23 protein-coding genes and 1 pseudogene are annotated in these 24,000 nt (G+C 44.8%); 7 read left to right on the forward strand and 17 right to left on the reverse strand.

The window, feature by feature from the left end:
• Positions 1–381 precede the first annotated feature (381 nt).
• The 4 genes and pseudogenes from ACHUFW_RS06380 to ACHUFW_RS06395 form a co-directional block, all read right to left on the reverse strand.
• Positions 382–945 (reverse strand): type III secretion protein, encoded by a 564-nt coding sequence (locus ACHUFW_RS06380; protein ID WP_394201544.1) that lies wholly within the window; start codon positions 943–945, stop codon positions 382–384.
• Positions 942–1,193: an EscI/YscI/HrpB family type III secretion system inner rod protein gene (locus tag ACHUFW_RS06385; protein ID WP_394201546.1), complete on the reverse strand. Its 252-nt coding sequence runs from the start codon at positions 1,191–1,193 to the stop codon at positions 942–944. The genes ACHUFW_RS06380 and ACHUFW_RS06385 overlap by 4 nt, the downstream gene beginning before the upstream one ends.
• Positions 1,194–2,020: 827 nt before the next feature.
• Complete coding sequence (locus tag ACHUFW_RS06390; protein WP_394201548.1) at positions 2,021–2,155, reverse strand: hypothetical protein; 135 nt, start codon at positions 2,153–2,155, stop codon at positions 2,021–2,023.
• A 533-nt stretch (positions 2,156–2,688) separates the two neighbouring features.
• Positions 2,689–2,913: pseudogene (locus ACHUFW_RS06395) on the reverse strand (IS3 family transposase); the annotation flags it as partial.
• A 615-nt stretch (positions 2,914–3,528) separates the two neighbouring features.
• Between ACHUFW_RS06395 and ACHUFW_RS06400 the strand changes: the two are divergent.
• A complete protein-coding gene (locus ACHUFW_RS06400; RefSeq protein WP_394201549.1) occupies positions 3,529–4,263 on the forward strand; it encodes a winged helix-turn-helix domain-containing protein in 735 nt (244 codons plus the stop codon).
• A gap of 970 nt (positions 4,264–5,233) precedes the next feature.
• On the opposite strand, the gene ACHUFW_RS06405 is transcribed toward ACHUFW_RS06400, so the two are convergent.
• From ACHUFW_RS06405 to ACHUFW_RS06435, 7 genes are all read right to left on the reverse strand, one after another.
• Complete coding sequence (locus tag ACHUFW_RS06405; protein ID WP_394201720.1) at positions 5,234–5,584, reverse strand: ISAs1 family transposase; 351 nt, start codon at positions 5,582–5,584, stop codon at positions 5,234–5,236.
• A gap of 111 nt (positions 5,585–5,695) precedes the next feature.
• On the reverse strand, positions 5,696–5,971 hold the full coding sequence (locus ACHUFW_RS06410; RefSeq protein ID WP_394201721.1) for a transposase family protein: 276 nt from the start codon (positions 5,969–5,971) through the stop codon (positions 5,696–5,698).
• 469 nt (positions 5,972–6,440) lie between these two features.
• Positions 6,441–6,623 (reverse strand): hypothetical protein, encoded by a 183-nt coding sequence (locus ACHUFW_RS06415; protein ID WP_394201550.1) that lies wholly within the window; start codon positions 6,621–6,623, stop codon positions 6,441–6,443.
• Positions 6,624–7,376: 753 nt separating this feature from the next.
• Entirely contained in the window at positions 7,377–8,558 is a 1,182-nt protein-coding gene (locus ACHUFW_RS06420; RefSeq protein ID WP_394201552.1) for a hypothetical protein, read from the reverse strand.
• Between the two features lie 669 nt (positions 8,559–9,227).
• A complete protein-coding gene (locus ACHUFW_RS06425) occupies positions 9,228–9,839 on the reverse strand; it encodes a protein-disulfide isomerase (RefSeq protein ID WP_394201553.1) in 612 nt (203 codons plus the stop codon).
• Between the two features lie 244 nt (positions 9,840–10,083).
• On the reverse strand, positions 10,084–10,608 hold the full coding sequence (locus ACHUFW_RS06430; protein ID WP_394201555.1) for a hypothetical protein: 525 nt from the start codon (positions 10,606–10,608) through the stop codon (positions 10,084–10,086).
• The gene (locus ACHUFW_RS06435) at positions 10,601–11,350 is read right to left on the reverse strand and encodes a winged helix-turn-helix domain-containing protein (protein WP_394201557.1); all 750 of its coding nucleotides are present in this window, start codon (positions 11,348–11,350) and stop codon (positions 10,601–10,603) included. The genes ACHUFW_RS06430 and ACHUFW_RS06435 overlap by 8 nt, the downstream gene beginning before the upstream one ends.
• A 580-nt stretch (positions 11,351–11,930) precedes the next feature.
• Here ACHUFW_RS06435 and ACHUFW_RS06440 point away from each other — a divergent pair.
• Together ACHUFW_RS06440 and ACHUFW_RS06445 are read left to right on the forward strand one after the other, a co-directional pair.
• Complete coding sequence (locus ACHUFW_RS06440; protein ID WP_394201559.1) at positions 11,931–12,737, forward strand: cytochrome c3 family protein; 807 nt, start codon at positions 11,931–11,933, stop codon at positions 12,735–12,737.
• Positions 12,738–12,755: 18 nt separating this feature from the next.
• Positions 12,756–13,250: a hypothetical protein gene (locus tag ACHUFW_RS06445; RefSeq protein WP_394201560.1), complete on the forward strand. Its 495-nt coding sequence runs from the start codon at positions 12,756–12,758 to the stop codon at positions 13,248–13,250.
• 222 nt (positions 13,251–13,472) lie between these two features.
• Here ACHUFW_RS06445 and ACHUFW_RS06450 read toward each other — a convergent pair whose 3' ends face one another.
• From ACHUFW_RS06450 to ACHUFW_RS06475, 6 genes are all read right to left on the reverse strand, one after another.
• Positions 13,473–16,658, reverse strand: coding sequence for an efflux RND transporter permease subunit (locus ACHUFW_RS06450; protein WP_394201562.1), 3,186 nt, complete (start codon positions 16,656–16,658; stop codon positions 13,473–13,475).
• 9 nt (positions 16,659–16,667) lie between these two features.
• Positions 16,668–17,876, reverse strand: coding sequence for an efflux RND transporter periplasmic adaptor subunit (locus ACHUFW_RS06455; RefSeq protein WP_394201564.1), 1,209 nt, complete (start codon positions 17,874–17,876; stop codon positions 16,668–16,670).
• Positions 17,877–17,880: 4 nt separating this feature from the next.
• Positions 17,881–19,197 (reverse strand): TolC family protein, encoded by a 1,317-nt coding sequence (locus tag ACHUFW_RS06460; RefSeq protein WP_394201565.1) that lies wholly within the window; start codon positions 19,195–19,197, stop codon positions 17,881–17,883.
• Between the two features lie 323 nt (positions 19,198–19,520).
• Entirely contained in the window at positions 19,521–19,955 is a 435-nt protein-coding gene (locus ACHUFW_RS06465; RefSeq protein ID WP_394201567.1) for a hypothetical protein, read from the reverse strand.
• 329 nt (positions 19,956–20,284) lie between these two features.
• On the reverse strand, positions 20,285–20,413 hold the full coding sequence (locus tag ACHUFW_RS06470) for a DUF3012 domain-containing protein (protein WP_394201723.1): 129 nt from the start codon (positions 20,411–20,413) through the stop codon (positions 20,285–20,287).
• Between the two features lie 198 nt (positions 20,414–20,611).
• Entirely contained in the window at positions 20,612–20,968 is a 357-nt protein-coding gene (locus ACHUFW_RS06475; RefSeq protein WP_394201569.1) for a SpoIIAA family protein, read from the reverse strand.
• Between the two features lie 89 nt (positions 20,969–21,057).
• On the opposite strand from ACHUFW_RS06475, the gene arfB reads away from it, so the two are divergent.
• From arfB to accC, 4 genes are all read left to right on the forward strand, one after another.
• Positions 21,058–21,474 carry an alternative ribosome rescue aminoacyl-tRNA hydrolase ArfB gene (arfB, locus tag ACHUFW_RS06480; RefSeq protein ID WP_394201570.1) on the forward strand — a complete coding sequence of 139 codons (417 nt, stop codon included), beginning with the start codon at positions 21,058–21,060 and terminating at the stop codon, positions 21,472–21,474.
• 151 nt (positions 21,475–21,625) lie between these two features.
• Complete coding sequence (gene aroQ, locus ACHUFW_RS06485) at positions 21,626–22,090, forward strand: type II 3-dehydroquinate dehydratase (RefSeq protein WP_394201571.1); 465 nt, start codon at positions 21,626–21,628, stop codon at positions 22,088–22,090.
• 4 nt (positions 22,091–22,094) lie between these two features.
• A complete protein-coding gene (gene accB / locus ACHUFW_RS06490; protein ID WP_394201573.1) occupies positions 22,095–22,571 on the forward strand; it encodes an acetyl-CoA carboxylase biotin carboxyl carrier protein in 477 nt (158 codons plus the stop codon).
• A gap of 11 nt (positions 22,572–22,582) precedes the next feature.
• Positions 22,583–23,953, forward strand: a complete 1,371-nt coding sequence (accC, locus tag ACHUFW_RS06495) for an acetyl-CoA carboxylase biotin carboxylase subunit (RefSeq protein ID WP_394201575.1) — start codon at positions 22,583–22,585, stop codon at positions 23,951–23,953.
• Positions 23,954–24,000 lie beyond the last annotated feature (47 nt).

Genomic DNA, 24,000 nt, shown 5'->3' on the forward strand with positions numbered 1-24,000 from the left:
CCGAGCCTAACCGCCCAAACAACGGCCTTCTTCGGTTCTTCTAGTGCCAACAACATAAGTCCTAATCGGATATCAGAAAAATAACGCACACGCGTACTCCCCCCCCGTATACCAAGCAAGTTAGACCACGCAAGCTGCCTCGAAGTTACCAAGCGTACTGACTTGACCCAGTATTGACTCTTTACATCTCTTTTAAATAGTTGACACCTCACTACTTGCCCCAAAATGCCGACTTGGGTTCGAACTTCACCTCTTGTTGTTCGAAAATATTCCTGAATCTCTTTTTCACCTAACGTAGTAAAAGTACTAAACACTTCAGAACTTACTGTGTTCTTTGCAAATATCCAGTAGATATATCGCTCATAAACTCTTTGACAACCATCACCCCTGCGTCTGAGATTCATTTTCAATTTTAGCCACTAAATAACTGACACTATAATTCTCACCACTTGAAACGAGTCCTTTCAAAAACTGGTCTATACTCGACTTTTTATGCTCATCTAATTCATCCAAACTAATTATCAGTACCGAAATTCTTTTCGATTTTGAACCAGTAACAATGACACTCAACCGTAGCACACCTGGTATCAAGCTAAGCTTGTTGTAGATAACTCGACTATCGAGCAAGTTACCTTTAACCTCCTCAAGCTTGCTGAGACTTGCGAATTTAGATTCTAATAAATCATTTAAGTCCTCAGTAACGAAATAAAAATTGTACTCAGTCAATAGGTTTCTCGCTTTCACCTCATCTTCGACTGATACAAGTACTGTGTACTCCCCCTTGTGCACATCGACTGTCGACCTCATCCCACCACGGCCTAGCAAACTTACTACCTTATTGGCTACGTCAGCGGAAGGATAAACCGCGACCTGAATATACCCATCGCTCTTACAGCCACTCAGAAACAGAGTTAAAACAATTAAAAAAAGCGTTAGTTTTCTCATTGAGACTTCATTACGTCATTGACTGCTGTAGCGCTCTTCGTTGCCAATTTTGTGACAACTTCTTGATACATACCATATTGGAATATCGCGTGATTTAAAGCCAACGTATCCTGAACCGAAACCCCTCCCCCTCGCTCATTAATTTTTTCTAACGCTTGGTATATTTCTTGAAACCCCTCACCAATATTATTATACGTCTCTTCAAAAACAGACATTCTAGCGACACCATTAATACTATCTGTAACCATTATTTTCGTCCCATATAAACACTAAAAACATTTCTAAAATCATGAACGCTTAAAATCACAATCGCTGACAAGGTAAGTACGATTCACGGAAATTTGAGCAACAGTAACTCAGTATAACTACACCCTACATTCCAATCTCCCACTTGCTCACAAAGCTCCAATAAAGCTCACACAAGCTTGCCACCACCTAGATACGAATATTTAGTAATGGACTTGTTGAGATTGTTAACAAAGCCGCACCAAACATCAACAGACTATTTATGAATCATCATTCACCACAAAAAATCACCCGCACCATTTAAAACCTCAAATTTAGAAGTGAAAACCACACAATAAACAAGTTTTAGGAAATGTTTTTTTGGAGAAAAATATCTATAAAGATAACCAGGCTTGAAATAGGAATAATCTAGAAAAACGTTTAGTTAAAAACATAAATACTTGCGCAGTAAAACCCTTTCAATAACTCAGAGATAATCGCAGGATGACAGAGCTATATATGTGGAAAAACTTTCCAAGGAATCATAGAGCAACACTTAACCTCTGCAATTAATGACTCATTGTTTTATTGATAAAACAACTTAAGAATGCACTACGTCTTAGGTTTAGCAAAATCTTACCTAATGACGAAAATGTGAAGAGTATTTATTATCTCAAACTGTAGGCATCACAATTTGATGTTCCATTAGCTAGGTAAAACAGTTCGCATGCTTTAATTTACTATAACCATCGGTTAAAGAAGTAACTCGCAAAAATTTTGCTCTGCGCAACTAAATCTGGACACTTTCCTTAAGGAGCTTTGCTCACACTCTACTGGCAATAGGTCGCTATTAGTCAGATGAAGTTGCCGTCATGCCATAGTTTGCTAGCAGTTTACGATAATACTTGCTGGTATATTGTGGGCCTCTACCGCTTAGAAACACTAAACCTTTTTGCGGCTGACGCAAGATATAAGCCTTCATCATAGCTTTTTTGCTAAGTCAGCCGGCCCCCCCCCTCTTGTCGATATGCCAGTCAACGATACGGCGTGAACATAAGCCCACAACAATGACTAGGCACATCCAGCCTTCGCCTACTCATAGATACGTCACATCACCAGCCAAAACTTGGTTTGGCATAGAAGAGTTAAGTCTCTTATTCAACAAGTTATCGGCAAAGCATCACTACGCTTTGCTTTACTATGCCTTGTAAGCAACTCGTTGAGTAACAACTAAACCAGGCTTAGCTATTAACTTTTTAACGCTATAATCGCTGAGGACAACACCCTCTTTACATAACCGTTTTCGTAGCCCCCCTTGTAGCTGTTCTTACTTTTCTCGAAGATAACCTTATCTCTTCGATATATATATACAAATGCTCCGCTGTAATGATTTTCGCGCGCCGCTCAAGCCAAGCCTATTAGGCCGAGCAACTAATTTTAATAACTTTAACAAAGCCTACTCACTTGAAATACCGAAGATAGCTTCTTAACGATTTTAAATCGTTACTTGGCTTCCTTCTATAGGAGGGTGCTGGCCTTTTTTAATATCTCTTTTTCCATCCTTAGCTCTTTATTTTCCTTTTGTACCCTTAACAGCTCTGCTCGCTCGTCTGTACTTAGGTTGGCTCTAGATTGCTCAGCTTCAAACTTAGCTTTCGATTTATAAAGTAGTTTATCCGTGATGCCTAAAGACGCTGCTTTTGGTACGCTGCAACCTTGCGCGGTTACCAATGCCGCAGCTTCTTGTTTAAAATCTGCCGCCTAACCTCTATCTGCTCACATAGTCATTTTACGCCTCAATATTTTGGCTATATTCTATTAATAAAGCAGCTCACTCTGAACTATGAGGATTGATCCAATATTAAAAGTAACACTTCACACACTAGGTAATAAGTTAAAATAACAACACATAAATTTCTTATACCAAAAAAGCTTTAACACAAACCAATACGAGGGTATTCCGACCGGGCCTTCCCACCTAATAACTATTCAATGCAATTACAAAAAAACCAACAAATATAGCACAGCCCTACCCACCCCGGCGTTTAAAAATATAGTCACGGGTTCTGCATGCCACTAAAAACAAACACACCCACCTTCGCCGACACACTAAAAAAATAAAAACCAATTTAAAACTACCTTATCACCAATAAATCTCCCAGCATTCACTTTTAAAACGAATGCCACCCACAAAACACAGTCGCAACATGAGCAACACAAAAAAAGACACTACATAAAACCCAATCAAAACACAATTAACGTAACGATTACACTAAGGTTGATAAAATTGATTCACCTAAGGAATCATGTCAAAATAATGACCTACTTAGTAAATTGTAAATAACGTTAACACCCGTCATGTCCGAGCCAACAATTAACAACAGAAAAATAGTTCTTAATAAGAAGCTTGTTTCTTTTGGTAAAAATCAAATCAAACTAGGTGGTTATGACTGGCATGTGCTAATGATTTTAATTGAGAATCACGGGAAAATTGTTTCTAGTGATATTCTCGTATCTACAGCATGGGAAGGGAAAATTGTTACTAAAGCGAGTTTAACTCAATCAATTTCCAATATCAGAGCAGCTTTAGGGGATGATGGGAAGAATCAGCGATATCTCAAAACAATAGCTAAAGCAGGTTACACCATTCCATCCAATGCAATCAGTTACGGCAAATCCCGCAGGCTTAACCTACAACACTCGTTTATTTATAAATTCCCCCTAATCATCTTAAGCTTTATTTTCGGAATTGCTTTAGAGCGCCCCATATTTGACAGTATTCATTTTTTAAATAACAGAGAAAAAATAAAAATATATAACGAAGAGCCCTTTAAGAAAGATGAACTAGTCATATCCGCTAGCTTTTTAAATGAAAACTTAAATGTAAAACCTAACACACCAAGAAACTTGAACCTTCTTAAAGATATAGCAAACAATGTCTACATAGATGCATCTGATAAAAATTATAATTTCATCTTTACCTCTAAAAACTTTCCACCTATCAATATAAGTGCTAATAGCACCCCAGATATAACACGAGCCTTTGAATCCGCTATAGACTCTTACGCCAAACATATAAACAATGAATATTAAATTACACTTAATCCTTATAGCCTCTCTATTGAGCGGATTTGTTTGCAGCAAATTGTTCACTTCAAATGATACGCTTTTCAAAGGAAGATTCACAACGATTTACATTGAGGATTCAGATAATAGATTTATAGATTATGGTAAGGTAGCCGTTAACAATGATCATATACAGATAAGGGGTATAAGAGAATACACACCGGGCCTATCGCTATTTTCCATAGATATGGATATAAGGGGATTATTATCAATCATCCCTTATACACTCGAACTTGAGAACTTTTCTATGAGCAGATCTAAACATGATTTATCAAGAACCAAAGAACATTTCGAAGATAAGTACTTTGAACATAAAGATTGTATCATTCGTCAGTACAGTAATTTGAAACAATTGGAGACCCCGCACCATAAGTATTACCTTTACAAGGACCTAAAGGATGTAATAAGTATTATAAGCGAAGATAAATAGCTTTTCGTTAACAACAATTCCTACACCCCCATACTCCCTACAATTTATTATCCGCCCTTTTTTGCCAGGGCGAAATTGTCAATTATTCTCCAAAGCCTTACATCCTATTATCAAAACCCGGCCTAAATAGCGAGTGTCCATGGTAGCAAAGCGCCATTTTCCGCGAGCACTTGCCTTCTTTGCCTTCTCCGTCCTGAGCATATTTAGGGCGATATGACAAATACAGGCTAGGTTCTGGCTGCATGCCCTGATATACCAGACATTCATCCTCGTCCATACTAGCATCCAACACCCATTCCAGTTTGTTTACTACAGCCCAATGACGCCTTACAGATTTAGCTAACTCTTCCGCGGTCAAATTTGCTGAGCAGATGTAATAGCGGTAATCGAGTGAGTCCTTCCCGCTTTTCTCTAGCCATTAATTAGCTACCACACCAATGGTAGCTAGGCTGGGCCAGTCAGTGGCCACGGCTTCCAATTCGGAGGCTGGCATGACGTGGCTTTTCCTTACTTCGATACGCCCATGTCCCTTTTCTGCAACTGCAGTTCCCAACTCTGTCTCGCGAAGCGTGTCAGCAAACGCGGCCTTGATGGCCTTGTGTAAGGTTTCCTGCTTACCTTTACCGCTAGAAAATAATCAGCTTTCTTGTCGATAATGATCCGAGCTATAGCTTTCTGGCAGCCCATGGCGTCAATGCTGATCAAACACCCTTCTATATCTAATAGGCTCAATAAATCGGGGATGGCGGTGATCTCATTCGACTTTTCTTCCGTCTTGAGTTGCCCAATCACGACACCAATTGTGTGGCAAAAGCACAGACCATATGGATGGTGGAGCGTCTGTCCTAGCGATGGTATGAAGCCCTGAGAGCCTTTCCATCTATAGCAATAACTTCGTTATCAGTACGAGCCGATATATCTTTCATCCATTCAACAAAGCACTGCAGTAGCTGCGCGGGTTTTAATCAGCTAATGATGGGCAATCGTATCGTGCGCTGGAATACTGTTTTCGAACAACCTCTTCGCTTTGAGCCAATCCTGACGAAACTCACCGAGGTCCTCAATCTCTTCCCAGCTTTCACATCCGGCAATAACAGCACAAACAGTGAGAAGGAACACATCAAAAAGCAGGTGGGTGATTTTTGCTGACTGGCGATGATCTTTGATGCCTGAGAAATACTGTTGGAAAACGTCGAGGCTCTGGGGAACGCCACAAAATGGAGTATAAGATCGCAGCAGCGCAATTCAGACAAATATGCCTAAAATGCTCAAAAAACGTTTATAACCTCACCCTGGACATACTACACATGCTGCCCGGAAGAATGGGAAGTAGCCCACGAGAGCCTTTTACAGGGCGGCCAACTTGTCGATAAAGTGGCAGTGACAACGTTAACACACCTTATGCATTCAATTTAACAAATGATGAGGCATCTCAACGGATATTCAACCTATTTGATTAACTAAAATATTAAAAGTCGACAACTAACATACAGCCACATTCTAATAAACTCATTATCCATTTAGATTTACCAACTCTTTATTCACCGCTTCAACAACCGCTTGTAGGGTAGCAATGTATCTTAGTTGGTTGATAAAGATGGCCCAAGCACTTTTAGTCATGATCAGTGCAGGGAAATTCTTGGCGCTGATTATTATCAGGGCCTCAGTAATAAGCCGAAACATAACAAGTTTGCATTGAGTTTATCGTCTTGCATCACTCTACCCGCCCATCAACCTGAACAAGATAATCTTGCAGTGAGAAAGTAATTGCTTTGGGTTGGTTGACACGTTCATTACTAATAAAGGATAAAAGACGTTTAGGTTGCTCTCCAGTGAGCGCTCCTTTTACCCTAAGCTTGATACTAGTGAAGTCCGCTTGCTCATGAGTACTCGCCAATTTTAGGCCTTATCGGATTAAGCTCGACATATGCTATACAGGCCAATAATGCTGTTTCAGCTTGCAACGCTAGGGGGTTAAACACCTCCTCCAACAATGTTGTCAGAAACATTTTAAACGCCATGGAAGGCACTGAATAGAAATGCTATGTGCTGTTATCCTCTAGGTTATCTTGCCTTGCGATAGGCTCATTAAGACAGCGCAACTCTTTATAAAGCGTTAGCAACTTAAATCGCAAAGACGCGCGTGATGAGTCGCTATCAAATTTTTTAGCTGAGCTGCTTACTCTTCTATCACTTTTCCTTTTGCAAATTTATTTGTTAACTCAGACCCTTAAAACAGTTTATGCCATTGCAATGCGGCCCCCCTATCTGACCAAACGTTAACTTGTTCAATATCAAAGGCAAACACCTCAATAAGCTTCAATTTTTGTGCTTCGACCCAACCACGGCGATAGTCGTAGCTTTAAACTGTGTACTTGTCGTCACCACACACTCTATTACTCAAAAAACAGCGCATCGAAAACTCAACTGCTACAGTGATAGTGAGGCAATCTTATTGATAAGAGTTCTAGACTAATGAGGGTTCGTCTAAGCCTTGGCATGCAACCTCCTTGTTAAATGCTCAAACCAAGCATAGTCGGAAGTTACGACTTGTGCCATTAGCTATACTGTTAATACTTTTCCCAAATACTACCTTTAAACTTTTACACTTAACTCACCATTAAAAGTTTAGGATATAATAGACATGAAATCAGAGGTTACGCGCAATAGCTAATTGTTCTTCCACGCATAACTGAATCCAATACTTTAAAGTCTGTTGAATAATTTTAACTTGGTCACCAATATTGTTGATCTCGCTAACTTCTTCTGCAGTTAACTCCCTAGGTGGAAACCTAGCCCCAAGCTGGTTGAGGTACGCAACACTAATCGTGCCGTCATAGTCAATACTCCCCGTTATACCGCTTGGAGCAGTATTTGAGGGAATATTATCTTGCCACGCTCCACATTCGTCCCATAAATAGTTTATAGCATCCTTTTGTGCAATGGCATTCATAACAGCATCAACTTCTTGTTTACTACCACTTAATACCGTGTCTACCTGACCAAATGTCATCGCTTGACTTGCAATAGCTTCACTGAGCAAGACCATCCGAACCATAGGGCTCAAATCATCAAGATCGTCAACAATCCAGCCTCCCCTGTTAATATCCATATACACGCTATCGGAAAATTGATCTGACAATATTGTAGGAACTGAATTCGTTATATTATTGCCACTAAGCGCAGACATCGCTCTAGAAGCCACACTAGACGATGGTACTAATCCATTATCACTTAATTTTGACCAGACATCATCAATAAGATCGAGAATTCCTGAAGGAGTATAATCCCATGTTGTATGGCTACCGCTACCTATTTTTTCAAGAATCGCCCCGGATTTAGTAATGAAGTCACGATCATTTGCTAACCCGTATTCTTCAAGGTTACCTAACGCATCCAACAACGCCAACTGGAACAAATTTTCGCTTTCAATCCCTTCTAAAGGCTTAGCTAAAATTGAACTTAGCATTTCCTCCACTGCAGCTCCAAATGCAGCCGTCGAACCGATGGTCCAACGTTGAACCGTATCGACCTTTATGGAATAACCACCGATACCGTCCATGAGTGATTGCGCAATCGCAAGCTCTGAACTTGCCACCAACATGGTTTGCGTTTGCACTACCTGTTTCTGATTGTTAGCTATTGTCTGTAATGACTCTAGGCTTGTTCCGTTTGCGTCATTAGAAACAATCATCGAATCTATTTCCTTTAACTTCCTAACAGATTCTGCCGTATTTTCAACTAGATTTTGTTCTAATTCATTGGAGCCCGTTTGCGAATCAGACGTGACCTTTGATACTAATGGATTGGTAAAACTACTTAAACTTAACATGGTGTACCTCCTATAGGTTTACCCCTGAGGCAAGCACACATTTCGTATGTGCAAACTCCCGACATCAGCCATACTTCCTCAAGTCATATATTATGGCGAGTAAACTATCACAATAGTACCCACCCACAGTCATGAAACATCCCGAAATATTGCGAAAAATCCGCCCCCCCAAAAACATCCAATCAAATTCGTTTAAATTACCAAGTCTATGCAACTTTTATGGTCCACCCTTTAGCACTAGTTAACCTTTGCATCCTATGTACCTAGAACTGGGCGCAAATAGTAAAGGCGTGATTTCGCACACAGCAGTAACTATCATATGCACGACAACACAGATAAGAGATAAACAGCAACCAATAAGCCAAAGGACTTTTTACATGAACAAACATGAAAACTACCCATGTGCGCCCAATCAAACCTATTGTCAAGGTGCAATGGATGAGAATGGACGAACATATTACACATGCTGTCCTCAAGGATGGGAATGCGGGCCACGAGAACCTGTTACTGGCCGGCCAACTTGTAGAAACATCAGAAACGGTAACGTTAGAACGCCTTACGCGTTCAATTTAACAAATGATGAAGCATTTCAAAGGATATTCAACCTATTTGATTAGCTAAAGCCTTTAAAATATATGGCTAACATACTGGTATATATCGATAAACTCATTATCCATTTAGGTTCGCCAACTCTTCATTCACTGCCTCAACAACTGCTTTTGGGTTTGATAGGTATTTTGAGTGGTCGATAAAAATAGCGTTATCATTTTGAGTCATCACTAACACGGGGAAGTGATGTGTGCCGATCATCTGCTGAATTTCCGCAATATCATTTAAGCTCAGTTCGGCATCTTGGCTTAACTGATCTTTAAAGACCTTATTAGACGGTGACAACTTAAACTCAGCAATAATGTCATTAAAGTTATGCTTGTTATCCAATGGGTTACCTTGGGTAAAGTGGGCCTCTTGAATAGCATTTAATACTTCAACTTGCTTCTCTGGCTGTTTGTTTTGTAGCCATTTCATGAAGTTAGCAGTTTTTATCGAACTTTTAGGGCTGTTCACATAGCGCATATGGGCATCGGTAAATACCACATCACTGACTTGCTGCACCGCCTTTACCTGCTGCTCACCTGCACTGTCTTTACCGACAAAATGCGCCGCATGTAAAAAGTTCATCGCCATTTTAGGGAAGGCCTGGTGCAGAGCATTCACCAAAGGTGTGGCAGCATAGCTCCATGGGCAGTGGGAGTCGTAGATAAAATAAAGCGCTTGGGTCATTACAATTACATCGATTGGCAAACTGGTTGGCCGATCCTAATCAGTTTGCCAAAATTATTCAATTAAACTCGCCTGCCGCACGGCGACACAGCAGATGCTATATAGGCTCAAATACACATACTGGCACCTAGTTCATGGCGCTATATGCTTAGCTCAAGGCCATTAACTCAAGACTGTTACCCTCAGCTCAAGGCTGTTAGCTCATGGCTGTTGCCCATAGCTCAAGTCTGTTAGCTCATTACCCTTAACTCATAGTCACTAAACTGCAGGCACATATGTTGGTGCTGGGTAAAAAGTACAGTAACGCGGTGTTTTGCTGCTCATTGCGGCTAACAATTTGGATAGTGAGGTTATGCACCCCTTGTTTACTGATATTGCGGTTAGCAAAAGCGGTTAAATGGGCCGCATGTTGCGGTAGTGCAAGTTGCTCATTGTGATGCACTAACTGACTATTAACTAAGTTAAGAATATAGACATCTTGGCCTTTATTGGCGCTAAGAATACCGCCAGTTAAATGCAAGGTCGCAATCGGCACACCATCAGAGGTGAAGTATCGATAGCTGATACTCGCTGAGCGCTTTTGTAAGGCAAAATCTGCAATCAGTGCATGATGTTCAATCTGTTGCGTCGCGGGATTGGTCGCTACCAGTTCATTCCGACATGACAGAACAATATCAACTTCAGTGGCGCGGACATGTTGATAAACAATCACCGCCGTTACCAACAATAGCAATACCAACAGGGTTTTCTTTAGGGTTGATTTAGTCACAGAGCGATACCTCGCTTAACCAATCTTGGGTGATAAACCGCGGACTTAGGCTAAAATCACTGGTTTTAATATTTCGCACCAGTAATTGCCCACTTGTACCTTTGCCCATTAGCGAGATATTCAATACCTGCATATCATTGGACAATGCCAAATAAACTCGCTGCCACGTCACCGTTGGACACTGACCCAAGGCGGCAATCACTTTAGTTTCGATGGATTTTCCCTCTCTGGGTTGAATAGAGGGCGACTCTAACCAGGTCACTGTCACTCGATGGTGATTTACCAACTCGATATCTTTATGGTGTTTGATGGGCGCAGGCGCACTTTTAAACCAGATGTATTGGTGCATCGCCAGAATTAATACCATCAGGCCAATAGTGCACACCACACCCAGGGCGATAAATTGGCGTTTACGTTTTTGAGCTTGGATCACCCAATCCGCTTTTGGGGTTTCTAGATTGAGGCGATAACCTTTGCGCGGCAATGTTTCAATGAGATCAGCATGCTGCTCACCAAAGTACTTCCTTAAGGTAAATACCGCTTTGGCCACCGCGGACTCGCTCATCAATGGCTGCTGCGATCCCGCACAGGCTAACTGGCCTTTAGACATGACTTGATTAGGATGCAGTGCCAGTTGTTCTAGCACTTGGCATTCTGTGCGGGTCAGGTGCAATAGGCTTTGAGTTTCACTGTTATAAAGCTGGCTATTGGCCACATCAAACTCAAAAATTTTTAACCGCATATCAAATGCCCAACAAGAAAATACCCTATTATTTTACGTCAATTAACAAGGGACAAACATCAAGCCAGTCACGTTTTAAGGCACTAATCTGCACTATTGTGACGCTCAGTTAACAGTTTAAAACCGGAATTTTAATTACCGCTTTTTGCCACAATCCCCTATATGTGTCACTCATCGAGCGGCTGCATTCGGCAAAATACATTGGCAAAAAACACGGCAATTCAATAAAGATTGATTTTCATCAACTAATTTATTGGGTAATTCACATCGTAATAACCTGTAATTGGTATTACATCTGTTACTAAGTCCATGCAACAAGATTATCAACCAATAAAGTAGCCATTCACAGATAAAGTAACCAAGCCAATGCATGCGACAAATCTAATGAATCAACAGCAAAATTACTATGATCTAGGTCGCACCAGCGCAGCAAAAGCTCTGCCATTGTTATCTCAAGCCAAATCGCAGTGAAAACACTTAAGTTACTCCAGCCGTTGCTCCGGCCATTTAGAGCACTTAAGTCACCTTTCAACTAAGCGGTAGGTAAAAAAGTAATAACTAACTTTAGGATGTGATGACAATGAAAACTCTAAACAGAAGACAAGCTCTTACACGTATTATTGGTGTCTCTTCTGCTGCTGCAGGGAGTGTTTTGGTTGCAAACCCTTTATTGGCTGCCACAGCAGCTGAAGGCGAATGGAAACTCGAAGTAGGAACCCGTTTAGCCTACGCCAAGCTTGACCCGATGACAGTGGCAAAATTGGCCTACGAAACGGCCAACGGCTGTATGTATCAAGTTTTTGATAGCATCATCAAAAGCTTAGCTGCTTCTAACTCTGTGGATGCGGAAAAATTTGCCCAAGTACCTACTGCAATGGCGCATTATGGTTATGCAGGTATCTTAGGTGAAGGCACGGTGTGCGGTAACATTAACGCTACCGGTATGTTAGTCAACTTACTATCAATCAACGGCGAGCCAGCCAATGCATTGCTTAGCCAAACTATGCGTTATTACGAAACTGCAGCACTGCCGCTTCAAACACCAGAGTTTATCAGCGGTATCGGCGCAGATATGACTGAAACTCAAGAAAAAGTCGGCACACCAACAACTGCCAACACCATTATGTGCCACTCATCAATCAGCTTATGGGCGAGCGAGAACGGCAAATCTTTCAGTGAAAAAGGCATGCGCTGTAAACAACTCTCTGCGTCCATCGTTTATGAATTGGTCACTATGCTAAACAAAGCACTGGATGGCGAAACGGTTAACGATCACCCAATCTCAGACACGGTTGAAAGCTGTCAAACTTGTCACACGGCTGAGTCAACCTTCGCACCCAGTGTGAAAACTAACATGTCATGTGACACCTGCCACGGCGGCCACTAATTAGTAGGAGGATTCACTATGAAACCAACAACACGCTATCTCGCTGTGGCCTTGGGTTCTGTTTTACTTTTTGGTTGTAACAGCTCAGACGACGATGACAACACTACCCCGGTGCCACCACCGGTTGAAGATACCATCAGTATTGCTGACACGACGACGCTAAGCGTTAATATGCAAGCAGCGAGCGATCTTGAGAAAGGTCAAGTTACTTTGCAGTTACTGGGCGATGATGACAAGTTGGTCACTGATGCTAGCGCATTTAACCTGATTGTTATGGGCTACCCGAAAGAAGGTCAATCGACTACCAAGTATAAACTCGCATGGCACCAGGCTGAGCAAAACAACTGTATTGAAACTGAGGAGTGCCAACTATTGATTGATGAAACTGAGTCTGGTATCTATCAGCTCACTTTAGACAGCACAGATTGGCAACAAGATGTGGTGCGCTATAAAGCCGCAGTAGAAGTAAAAGGTGAACAAGCGCATTATCCACTTGGTTTTATTGAGCTATAACCCTTTGCTTTACCTTAATGCCTGCAAACTAAGGTAATAAGCAAAAAGCCCCGTGGGATCTTTTTAGAAACCACGGGGCGTACTAAAGATGTGATGCCAATTAATGCCACTAAAATCCGTAGGTTAGGAACAGATTTTAGCTTTTCACGCTAAATTCGCGCAGCCTACTATCAACTGACGTCACAAACCGTACTCATCTTTCCTTAACTAAGCCTTCCTTTACTAAGATCGGCTATCACGGTACATCCAGCGATACAAAGTCGGCAGTACCAGTAGCGTCAGCGCGGTTGAACTAAATAATCCACCAATAATCACCACTGCAAGTGGCTGCTGAATTTCGCTACCCACGCCCGATGATAATAAAATAGGAATCAAACCCAGTGCCGAGGTCAATGCGGTCATCAGCACAGGTCTTAAACGCCCTATGCTACCTAAATACACACTGTCGTCTAATGACTCTCCGGCTTGGCGACGTTGATTAATCGCATCCACCAACACCACGCCATTAAGTACTGCCACCCCAAACAAGGTAATAAACCCGATGGAACTTGGGACTGACAAGTAAGTACCACTAACAAACAGCGCGACCACCCCGCCAATTAATGCCAGCGGCACATTGGCCATGATCAAGGCAACTTGTTTGACGGAGCCAAACGATAAGAACAGCAACAGTGCAATCAAACCAATAGAGACTGGCACCACTAACATCAGTTTTTGCTGCGCTCGCTGCTGGTTCTCATATTGGCCTCCCACCACCACCGTATAACCCGGCGGCAATTGCGCTTGCGGCACGGCAGCGTAAATATCTTCAACCACCGAGCCCATATCACGGCCCGCGACATTGGCCTGCACTACCACGCGGCGCTGGACATCATCACGGCGAATATTCGGCGGCGCCATCTCAATCACGACCTCTGCCACTTCACCTAAACGCACCGTGGCACCACTGACGCCACTGAGCAACAGATCTTCTAAGGCATCAGGCGCATTACGGTAACGCTCGGCCAAGCGTACATTGATATCGTAGCGGGCATTACCATCAATCACTTGGCCTGCACTAACCCCGCCGACACCTTGGCTGACTAAGCTCATCACCTGATCAACGCTAATGCCATAGCGTGCAAGTTGATCACGTTTAGGGCGCACCACTAACTGAGCTTCACCACTCACCTGCTCAAGTGATACATCTACCGCACCTGGAATTTGCGCCACAATGTCAGTCAACACCTGACCACGTTCTGACAACACCGCTAAGTCTGGGCCAAAGATCTTAATCGCGAGCTGCGCTTTTACCCCTGAGAGCAGTTCGTCCACTCGAGTAGCAATAGGCTGAGAAAAGGTAAACAGTAACCCAGGGAACACATTAAGCTTTTGTTCCATCAAGCGTTGTAACTCAAAACGGTTGCTAGCACTTTGCCATTGGCTGACTGGCTTTAAGCCAATGTAGATCTCTATGTTACTCACAGGCTCAGGGTCACCACCAAGCTCCGGCGCACCAATACGGCTAAGTGCATACTCCACCTCTGGCAAGGTCAACAAAATTTGCTCCAGTTTCGGTGCCACATCCAAAGATGTGCCTAAACTTGCCGTGGGCGCTAATGTCACCCGCAGGTTAATGGTGCCCTCCTCTAACTCAGGCACAAACTCAGTGCCTAACCGTGGCAGCATCAGCATTGCCGCGGCAAACAGGGTAGCGGCAGCCAACATCACCATTTTGGGCTTTTGCATCACCCCAGCCAGCAATTTACTGTATAGCTTATCGAGTGGGGTTAATAACCAGCTCTGCTTCAGCCTGACGCCACGTTTAAACAGCAGCACTGCCAAGGCTGGCACCGCAATCAATGCCACCAGCAATGCTGATATCATCGCCAAAATAATGCTAACAGCCATCGGCTGAAATAGTTTTCCTTCAACCCCTTCTAGCGCGAAGAGCGGCGCGAACACCACTATGATGATCGCGGTAGCAAAGAAAATCGGACTGCACACTTCTTTGGCAGCCAACTTGACTCGTATGGCAATACTGCTGCCTGCATCTTCTTCGCTATGATGGGGGTCTAACTCTCCGTCAGCGCGGCTTTGCGCATCAGCAAGATGACGTCTATCGGGCTGGGTGAGGTGTTTAAAGATGTTTTCCACCATCACCACCGAGCCGTCCACCAGCATACCAATGGCAACAGCAAGACCACCTAAAGACATCAAGTTGGCAGACATGCCAAAATAGGCCATCACCATCAGCGCCAACCCTATTGAGATAGGGATAGACAACAGCACCAACAAGGTAGCCCTTAAATTGACCAAAAACAGCGCTAGAATCACCACAATAAACACAAACGCCATCAATAGCGCATCACGCACTGTGTTCACGGCCTGATTGACTAAATCTGCTTGATCATAAAACACTTCAAATGACACGCCTTCTGGCAAAGCTTGCCCAATCATGGCAGTTCTGGCATCAATATCATCAATGGTGGCTTTGGTATTCGCTCCCATGCGTTTGAGTACCACGCCAGCCACGACTTCACCTAGCGGCTCAGTCGCACCACTGGTGTCACGACGTGTCATGGTGACGGCACCAACACGGATCTCACTGCCATACTCAACGTTGGCGACATCAATTACCCGCACCGGGGTGCCGCCGGCTTCGGTGAGCGGGATCTGGCCAATGGCACTCAGTCCTGCTTCACCGGCTGGCAATAAACCATAACCGCGCACCACCAGTTGCTCTTGGCCTTGGTCCATAAACCAGCCACCGGCGTTGCGGTTATTGCTTTCCAGTGCCTCAGTCACTTGCGCCATAGACAGGCCATAACTGCGCAATTTATTAGGATCAATCTGTACCTGATACTGGCGTACCTCACCGCCAAAGGACAAGACATCGGTCACCCCTGCCACCGGCATCATGATCAATTTCACTAAGTAATCATTGATGCTACGCAGCTCAGCGGCATTGACCCCAGATTCAGGTGTGGCACGCAAAATATATTGATATATCTGCCCAAGCCCTGAGGTATTAGGGCCAATTTCTGGCACACCGACCCCTTCAGGAATCATCTCCCTTGCCGCTTGCAACTGCTCAAATACCTGTTGCCTAGCAAAATAAATATCGGTGCCTTCATCAAACACCACAGTCACAATCGATAACCCAGTGCGCGATAAAGAGCGCACTTCGTTTACCGCTGGCAAGGCGTACATTGCGGATTCCACTGGATAGCTGATCAGTTTCTCCACTTCTTCAGCGGCCAAACCTTCGGCTGCGGTGTTGACGGTGACTTGCACATTGGTCACGTCGGGAAACGCATCAAGATTAAGCCTTGGTAGCATCACGACACTGGCGATCACCGCGCCAATTAACCCCAATAGCACCAGTAACCGCTGCTTCAGGCCAAGATCAATAAGTTTGTGTAACATGATGAGCCCCTAGTGGTTATGAATATCAAAGCCTGATTTAGCTTGCTCTGACGCGAGGAGAAATGCCCCGGAGGTGACCACTTGGCTATTGGCAGCAATACCGCTAACTAAGTTCATGCCACGCTGGCGCTCAACCACTTGCACCTCTGTGGCCTCATAGCCATCTGAGGTTTGAATAAATACCTGCCAATCGCCATCAGCACTGCGCGTTAACGCCGCATCAGGCAAGATCACCCCACCTCGTTTCTCATCGGGCAAATACAGCTCAGCAAACTGGCCAGCATGAATCACATGACCGGGGTTTGCTAAACTCACTAAAATCTGCTCAGTACGGGTGATGCTATCTAACTCATGGGAACGGCCAATAATAGTGGCTTCAAGTAAACGGCCATTGACACCGACTAAGGCTTTGCCCCCCACTTTAACCGACTCAGATTGCGTCGGTGTTACCTGCGCTTCAACCCACAGGTGCGACTCATCGGTCAATTGCATCAATGGCATACCTGCCACTATCACTTGGCCAAGCTTGGCCTGATCTTGCTGCACGCGGCCATTAATGGGTGCCAGCAACTGATATTGGCCAATGGTCTCAGGCGCTGTCGCAAGCTGAGCAATTTGTTGTGGCGTCATCTTCATCGCTTCTAGCACTGCGCGCTTTAGTTCGGCATCGACTTGCGCTTGCAGCCGCCGGCTGGCACTCACCGCACTTTCGCTCATGCGGCTGACTCTATCCCATTCTGCTGCCGCATTGATAAAATCTGCTTGTGCCTTTGCAACCGCGACGCCGCCTAAGGTCAATAACGGCTGCCCTGCTTTCACTTCTTGGCCCGGTACCACATGGCGCTGCTCAACCCGCACATCTAATTGGGGCACTAATGCCATGGTTTTATCTCTATCGACCACCAATGTCGCTGTTGCCACCGCTTGCAAATTAAAGCTTTGCTGCGATATCAGAGACACTTTGATGCCCGCAAGTTGCTGCTGCTCAACAGTAAGCAAAATACCATGGGACTCAAGCTGTTGATTGGTTGCTGATTGATGTTGTTCTGCCACTTCATCCTGTTGATGATCCGCTCCTGCAAAGGCCCAATTAGGCGCCATTACCGTCATCGCTACACTGATGATTAGCGCGATTTTTCTTGCGCGAAATAACGTCGTGTTAGTCTCAGTATTAGTATTAGTATCAGGTTGTGAAAGTGATGCTGTTAAATAATTCATAGGGTTACTCCGCCTGTTGTACGGCTTGGAAATGGGAATTAGAAGACGCGGATTGCGTGGTAAGTTGTGAGACCAAAAACGTCTCCAGCTGACCGCTTTGCCCCATCCAATCTAACCAACTGTTATACAATGCCGATTCGAGCGATATGCCAGCCAAATAGCCACTGGCAAGCTGGCGCTGACCGGTTAAATAGTCACTGGTACTGATGTCCCCCGACTGCCATTGCTGATCCATCGCTTGGTCTGCGCCCGCCATGGAAGTGAGTACCAACTTACACCAATCATCATATCTAGCTTGTAGTCGTGGCAAACTCATCGAAAATAACTGATACCCTTGAGTGATCACTCGCTCACTGACCAAATAGCGCTGCTCCGCGATTGCAATACCTTGGCTAACCACCGCCACTTGCCGCTCTGGGCTGTTACGTAATTGCAGTGGAATAGACACGCCTACCCCAAGCTTATTTTCATCGCCTTCACGTTCGGCACTCAGGCTGATGGTGGGGTCTGCTGCGCCCTCGGCTTTGGCCTGTTCAACCGCCAAACGGCTCAACATCACTTGCTGATAGGCACTTGTTAACGCGGGAATTTCAGGGCCCACTTGTTCAAGGGAGTCGCTCACCGAAAGCTGCTGGATAAAGTCACTAAATGGCACATCTTGACGACCAAAAATCATCATCACTTGCGCGTCTGCACTAATAGCGGCTTGCTCGGCAATCGCAAAATCGGCAGCTTTACTGGCAAGATCCAGCTGCAACATTTGCAGCTCAGCCATGGATAAATCCCCCACCTGCATCTGTTGCTGAGCAATAGCAACTTGTTGCTTAGCGGCATCAACTTGACCTTGGGCAAACGCAAGCTGTTTAGTTTGCAACGACTGCTCAACCAAGGCCGATAACACCTCGGCCAGTTTTTGACTGCGAGCTAAACGGATATCGGCCAGTTGAATTTGTGCTGCTAGCTCGGCATATCGGGTGGCAATGCCGCGTTTATCGCCCCAATCAAGGGTTTGGCTAATATCTAATGAGTAGGTATCGTCACTGGCATTTTGATAACTCAATCCCAGCTCTGGGTTATACACCGCTTGATCGGCGGCGCTGACCGCTAACTTTGCTTGCTGGATCTGGGCTTGTTGTGCTTTTACCTCGGGTAACTGCTCAAAACGTTGCAGTAATTGCGGCAACCAGTTGGCAAAACCGGCATCATCGTGACTAGATGCACTCAAGGTGGTTGGCTGCATATGTGGCGCAGCCAATACTGCTGGCACGCTAGCGGGCAGCAGTGTGCCTAAGATTAGGCTGGCAATAAGTGTCTGTTTCATTTGAAATCCTAACACTGATACCCATCAACAACAGAGTTACCTAGCTGCAAAACATTAGGGGCATCACGTAGGCTGTTTTGGCGCGACGCACAGCGCTTGCCAACAGCAGACAGCCTTCATGACCGCAACATCGCTAAGCAGTAACTTCTGTATCATGCTTGGTATCACATCCCAGTTTTAGCTTGCCAAATTCGGCGACAGCATCAACGGGATACACAATGAAATATCACACCTTAAAACTGGCACTGTCAGCGACGACTATTTCTAATTGGGTTGGTCGTAGCTCACTAACGCCTTAGGCGTGGATGGTGTTTTGCTAGGATTTACGCTATCGGAGGGCGATAAGCGGGCTGTTGCTCAGGAGGAAAATATGCTTCGACTAGGCTCCCATGGCCTTGAGTAACAGGCACAGAAGGCACTACAACGACTTGAGAGATTAACGTTAGATGACCACCATGACACTGGCAGTCGAGGCAAAGATCAAAGGATTTGGTTTCAACTTTACTGATCAGGTGTTGATGAGGTGGCTGTTGATGCTGCGCTTCAAATTCACTGCCATCACAAACACAATCAACACATTGCTGCAAACTTTCAACTTGGGCGGTAAATTGCAAATGCGGATGGTTTTGCGCTTCTTCGTCATGGGTTCCTAAGTGCAACTGATGCGCGCCTAAGTTCGCCCCTGCAAATTGCAGTGCGACTATCGCGACCATCGCTAATGCCACTTTATGGAACAACTGACGAACAAAATGACTCAAATCACACCTTACCTAAATCAATACCCAATTTGTGGCTCTAATTCATGTGAGCCGAATTTATTATTTGCCGTTAATGACTCACTTACCGTTAACAGCCAGCTATATGTTAAGACTGACAGTGTAATTGTAAGTTCAACCTAGGCAAATAAAATTTTCGCAAAAATGCCAGCATGAGATTAGGGCGTGTTGATCTTTCGAGCAGATTTTTGCCGCAGTTTGTGGGTCTTTTATACAAGCCAAAGGCTTTGATTGGTATTAAGCCGATGACCGTGTAGAAAAAAGCCACAAACGCTGCCCTAAGCTGACATTTTTACTATTAATGTAATGACTTAAAACACACAATGCTTAGTGTAATCAGCCGCTTCATTGGCGGTCCAATCACCCTTTGGCTTCTCACTCATCTGTTTGCACCATTTCTCACTGCCCACTTCAGGCGCGCACGCGCTAAGACCTAGCATCAATACACAACCTGAAACCAAAATGGCGCATCGACGGCCAAATGAAGATAAACCTGACATACTATTTATTTCCTTATCAATATATAACAACAATACCGCGAATTATTAGCACTGAGCCTGCCCTGCTTACTTTGTTGAAGGACATGCCAGGCTGCAATCCACGCAGCATAATAACAGCACTTTAGCCCAAGCAAAGTATCACTTAGCACTAATCCAATCGATGGCGAGCTGCTTATCATCAAGCGAATACCAAGCGACCTCAGCTTGCATAAACGGCCCCATTAACCGTACCGCATTACCAAACCAATCGGGCCCGCCCACCAGCACTAATGCATCACAGGGAGGTAATTGTACTTCACCCACACCGGAAAGCGAGTCACTTTGCCAGCCTTCAAGCAGTACATCGGCCTCAATGTACAAACACACTTTGCCATGAGTTAGACGGTACTGCTCCATAATCGGCACTATCTGCTTACCATAGTCATCGGTAGATAAACGACCACTGGCAAATAAACTCAGCACGCCTTTGGTAATATCGGCGATTTGACATAACATAGCTGAACTCCTAACAAAACACGCAGCAACGCAAACAGCGTTATCGGCCTTAGGTCACACAGAGTAAACTAAAACCAACATAGAACACCATGATAAAAATCACTAATCGCGTACAACTGGCTGACAATGAAATTGAATGGCAATTTATTCGCTCTAGTGGTGCCGGCGGACAACATTTAAATAAGGTTTCCACCGCAGCCCAGCTGATTTTTGATATTCGCCAATCTTCGCTACCGGAGTTTTATCAACAAGGTTTACTGGCCAAAGCAGACCATCGCATCACCAAAAGCGGCAAAATCATTATCAAATGCCAAGCCAGCCGCAGCCAAGACGCCAATAGGCAAACAGCACTCAGTCAATTTATCGAACTGGTTGCCAGTGTCGCACAGGTACAAAAAAAGCGTATTGCCACTAAGCCCACCAAAGGTAGCCAAAAACGTCGCGTGGACGCAAAAAAGCAGCGCGGTGCCACCAAAGCGTTGCGACAAAGCAAGCCCAAATATTAAATACTGACTCGCCAAAAGCGGTTATTGCGCAGTAAACTCAAGCTGTGGTGATATTCAATCAAAATCTGCTTGAAATGGCTGTGATTTATTGGCAAATAACGTACATTAGAGATAACACTAGAGCTAACTTACACGTTCAAAAGGAAGCACAATGAGCAGTCAGGCTAAAATACTATTGGTTAATGGCCCAAATTTGAATCTACTGGGCCGACGCGAGCCTGATGTATATGGTCACCAAACTTTAGATGACATAGTCACTGAGCTTAAGCAGAGCGCCAAACAGCAAGGGGTCACCCTAGAGCATATTCAGTCTAATGCCGAACACATGCTGATTGATGCTATCCATGGCACTGACGCCGATTTTGTGATTATCAACCCTGCTGCATTCACCCATACCAGCGTAGCACTGCGTGATGCGCTACTTGGCGTAGCCATTCCATTTATTGAAGTGCATTTATCGAACGTGCATGCACGTGAGCCATTTCGGCACCACTCTTACTTGTCTGATAAAGCGATTGGGGTCATATGCGGGCTTGGTTCAAAAGGGTATCACTACGCCCTTGATAGCGCAGTGGCTAAGCTTGCGACCACGCCGACACTAACAGCCCAAAGGTAATGCCATGGATATAAGAAAAATAAAAAAGCTTATCGAGCTGGTCACTGAATCTGGCATCGCCGAGCTAGAAATCACCGAGGCTGAAGGTGCGATTAAAATTAAAAACCAGCCCAATAGTGCCCCTAGAGTTGCAGACGCAAATGCCACAGGGAACAACAGCAGCGAAGATCAAGCACATCCGCAGACCAGTAATGATGCTAGCGTCCAAAGCAATGGGATGAAGCAGGTGAGTGTTGATGATGCTAACTTAATCGTCTCACCTATGGTCGGAACCTTCTACCTCGCCCCTGAGCCAAATGCAGAACCAATTGTAAAAGTGGGCGACCATGTCAATGTCGGTGACACCTTATGCATCATTGAAGCGATGAAAATGATGAATCAAATTCAGGCAAAACATGCCGGTACTGTCACCGATATACTGCTACAAAGTGGTGATGGGGTTGAATTTGACCAACCCTTAATGATTGTCACGCCTGATTAAAGCCATTATTAATGAATAGCCGAGCAGCGATTCAACGTATTCTAATAGCCAACCGTGGTGAAATTGCACTGCGGATCCTGCGGGCTTGCCATCAACTTAATATCGAAACTGTCGCGGTTTTCTCCACCGCTGATAAGAACTTGCTCCATGTGAAGCTTGCCACCCAGTCGGTATGTATCGGGGAAGGCCCAAGCCAGTTAAGCTACTTGAACAGTCAGGCCATTTTAGCCGCCGCCGATCTCTACAAGGTCGATGCTATCCACCCTGGATATGGTTTTTTAGCGGAAAATGCCGACTTTGCCGAGCAAGTTGTGCAATGTGGCTACCAGTTTATCGGCCCAAGTCACCACGTTATCCGTACCATGGGCGACAAAGTCAGTGCCATTGCAGCCATGCAGGCCGCTGGCGTGCCGACCATTCCCGGATCTAACGGCTTACTTGGAAAAGACCTCACAACCAATCAGCAACTTGCCGAATCGATAGGCTACCCAGTGATCATCAAAGCCACCGCCGGTGGCGGTGGCAAAGGCATGCGCATCGTTGATCATCCGCAAGCACTTGGCCAAGCGATTGAATTGACTCGCGCAGAAGCTGGCAAAGCCTTTGGCAATGACGGCGTTTATTTAGAAAAATACCTGACAGCGCCGCGCCATATAGAACTGCAAATGCTAGCTGATAGCCACGGCAAAGTGATCTGCTTAGGCGATCGCGACTGCTCAATGCAGCGCCAACAACAAAAAGTGATCGAAGAAGCCCCCGCTCTTGGTATCAGTCCAGTGGTTCGGCAACAAATGACTGAACTTGCTATCAAAGCCTGCCAAGCCATCGAATACTGCGGCGCAGGCACCATCGAGTTTCTCTATCAAGACGGCGAGTTTTTCTTTATGGAAATGAATACCCGTCTACAAGTAGAGCACCCAATCACTGAGCTCATCAGTCAGGTGGATATAGTCGAAGCGCAGATTGATATAGCAGCAGGAAAACCGCTCAGCATTGAACAATCGAAGGTCCAACTACAAGGCCATGCCATTGAATGTCGCATCAATGCCGAGCACCCGCATACCTTTGTTCCTAGCTGCGGCCGTATCAAGCAACTATGCGTTCCCGGCGGGATGGGGGTGCGCTGGGACAGCCATCTGTATCCTGGCTATCAAATCCCACACCATTATGATGCCATGATAGGTAAACTCATTACCTACGGTGACAATCGCCAACAGGCGCTAGCAAGAATGGGCCAAGCATTAGCAGAACTCCACATTGATGGCATCGATACCAACATAGCCCTACTGCGCTCACTATTGGCAGACAAAGGCTTTATTGAAGGTACGCAAGCAATCCATTATTTAGAACAACAGTTTTTGCCCCAAACAGGCAACACTTGACCCATGTTAAGCGGATGTGAAACCATATCTGTCGCTAACATAGAATA

The organism is Shewanella waksmanii, assembly GCF_043643685.1.
In the GTDB taxonomy this organism is placed as follows: domain Bacteria; phylum Pseudomonadota; class Gammaproteobacteria; order Enterobacterales; family Shewanellaceae; genus Shewanella; species Shewanella waksmanii_A.

Excerpts from the sequence above, each read along its gene's own strand:
- ACHUFW_RS06420 (WP_394201552.1), bottom strand. The coding sequence starts at position 8,558 with ATGTTAAGTTTAAGTAGTTTTACCAATCCATTAGTATCAAAGGTCACG.
- ACHUFW_RS06385 (WP_394201546.1), bottom strand. The coding sequence starts at position 1,193 with ATGGTTACAGATAGTATTAATGGTGTCGCTAGAATGTCTGTTTTTGAA.
- accC (WP_394201575.1), top strand. The coding sequence starts at position 22,583 with ATGAATAGCCGAGCAGCGATTCAACGTATTCTAATAGCCAACCGTGGT.
- arfB (WP_394201570.1), top strand. The coding sequence starts at position 21,058 with ATGATAAAAATCACTAATCGCGTACAACTGGCTGACAATGAAATTGAA.
- ACHUFW_RS06470 (WP_394201723.1), bottom strand. The coding sequence starts at position 20,413 with ATGCTAGGTCTTAGCGCGTGCGCGCCTGAAGTGGGCAGTGAGAAATGG.
- aroQ (WP_394201571.1), top strand. The coding sequence starts at position 21,626 with ATGAGCAGTCAGGCTAAAATACTATTGGTTAATGGCCCAAATTTGAAT.
- ACHUFW_RS06380 (WP_394201544.1), bottom strand. The coding sequence starts at position 945 with ATGAGAAAACTAACGCTTTTTTTAATTGTTTTAACTCTGTTTCTGAGT.
- ACHUFW_RS06425 (WP_394201553.1), bottom strand. The coding sequence starts at position 9,839 with ATGACCCAAGCGCTTTATTTTATCTACGACTCCCACTGCCCATGGAGC.
- accB (WP_394201573.1), top strand. The coding sequence starts at position 22,095 with ATGGATATAAGAAAAATAAAAAAGCTTATCGAGCTGGTCACTGAATCT.
- ACHUFW_RS06475 (WP_394201569.1), bottom strand. The coding sequence starts at position 20,968 with ATGTTATGTCAAATCGCCGATATTACCAAAGGCGTGCTGAGTTTATTT.
- ACHUFW_RS06440 (WP_394201559.1), top strand. The coding sequence starts at position 11,931 with ATGAAAACTCTAAACAGAAGACAAGCTCTTACACGTATTATTGGTGTC.
- ACHUFW_RS06455 (WP_394201564.1), bottom strand. The coding sequence starts at position 17,876 with ATGAATTATTTAACAGCATCACTTTCACAACCTGATACTAATACTAAT.
- ACHUFW_RS06460 (WP_394201565.1), bottom strand. The coding sequence starts at position 19,197 with ATGAAACAGACACTTATTGCCAGCCTAATCTTAGGCACACTGCTGCCC.
- ACHUFW_RS06390 (WP_394201548.1), bottom strand. The coding sequence starts at position 2,155 with ATGATGAAGGCTTATATCTTGCGTCAGCCGCAAAAAGGTTTAGTGTTT.
- ACHUFW_RS06450 (WP_394201562.1), bottom strand. The coding sequence starts at position 16,658 with ATGTTACACAAACTTATTGATCTTGGCCTGAAGCAGCGGTTACTGGTG.
- ACHUFW_RS06400 (WP_394201549.1), top strand. The coding sequence starts at position 3,529 with ATGTCCGAGCCAACAATTAACAACAGAAAAATAGTTCTTAATAAGAAG.
- ACHUFW_RS06445 (WP_394201560.1), top strand. The coding sequence starts at position 12,756 with ATGAAACCAACAACACGCTATCTCGCTGTGGCCTTGGGTTCTGTTTTA.
- ACHUFW_RS06435 (WP_394201557.1), bottom strand. The coding sequence starts at position 11,350 with ATGCGGTTAAAAATTTTTGAGTTTGATGTGGCCAATAGCCAGCTTTAT.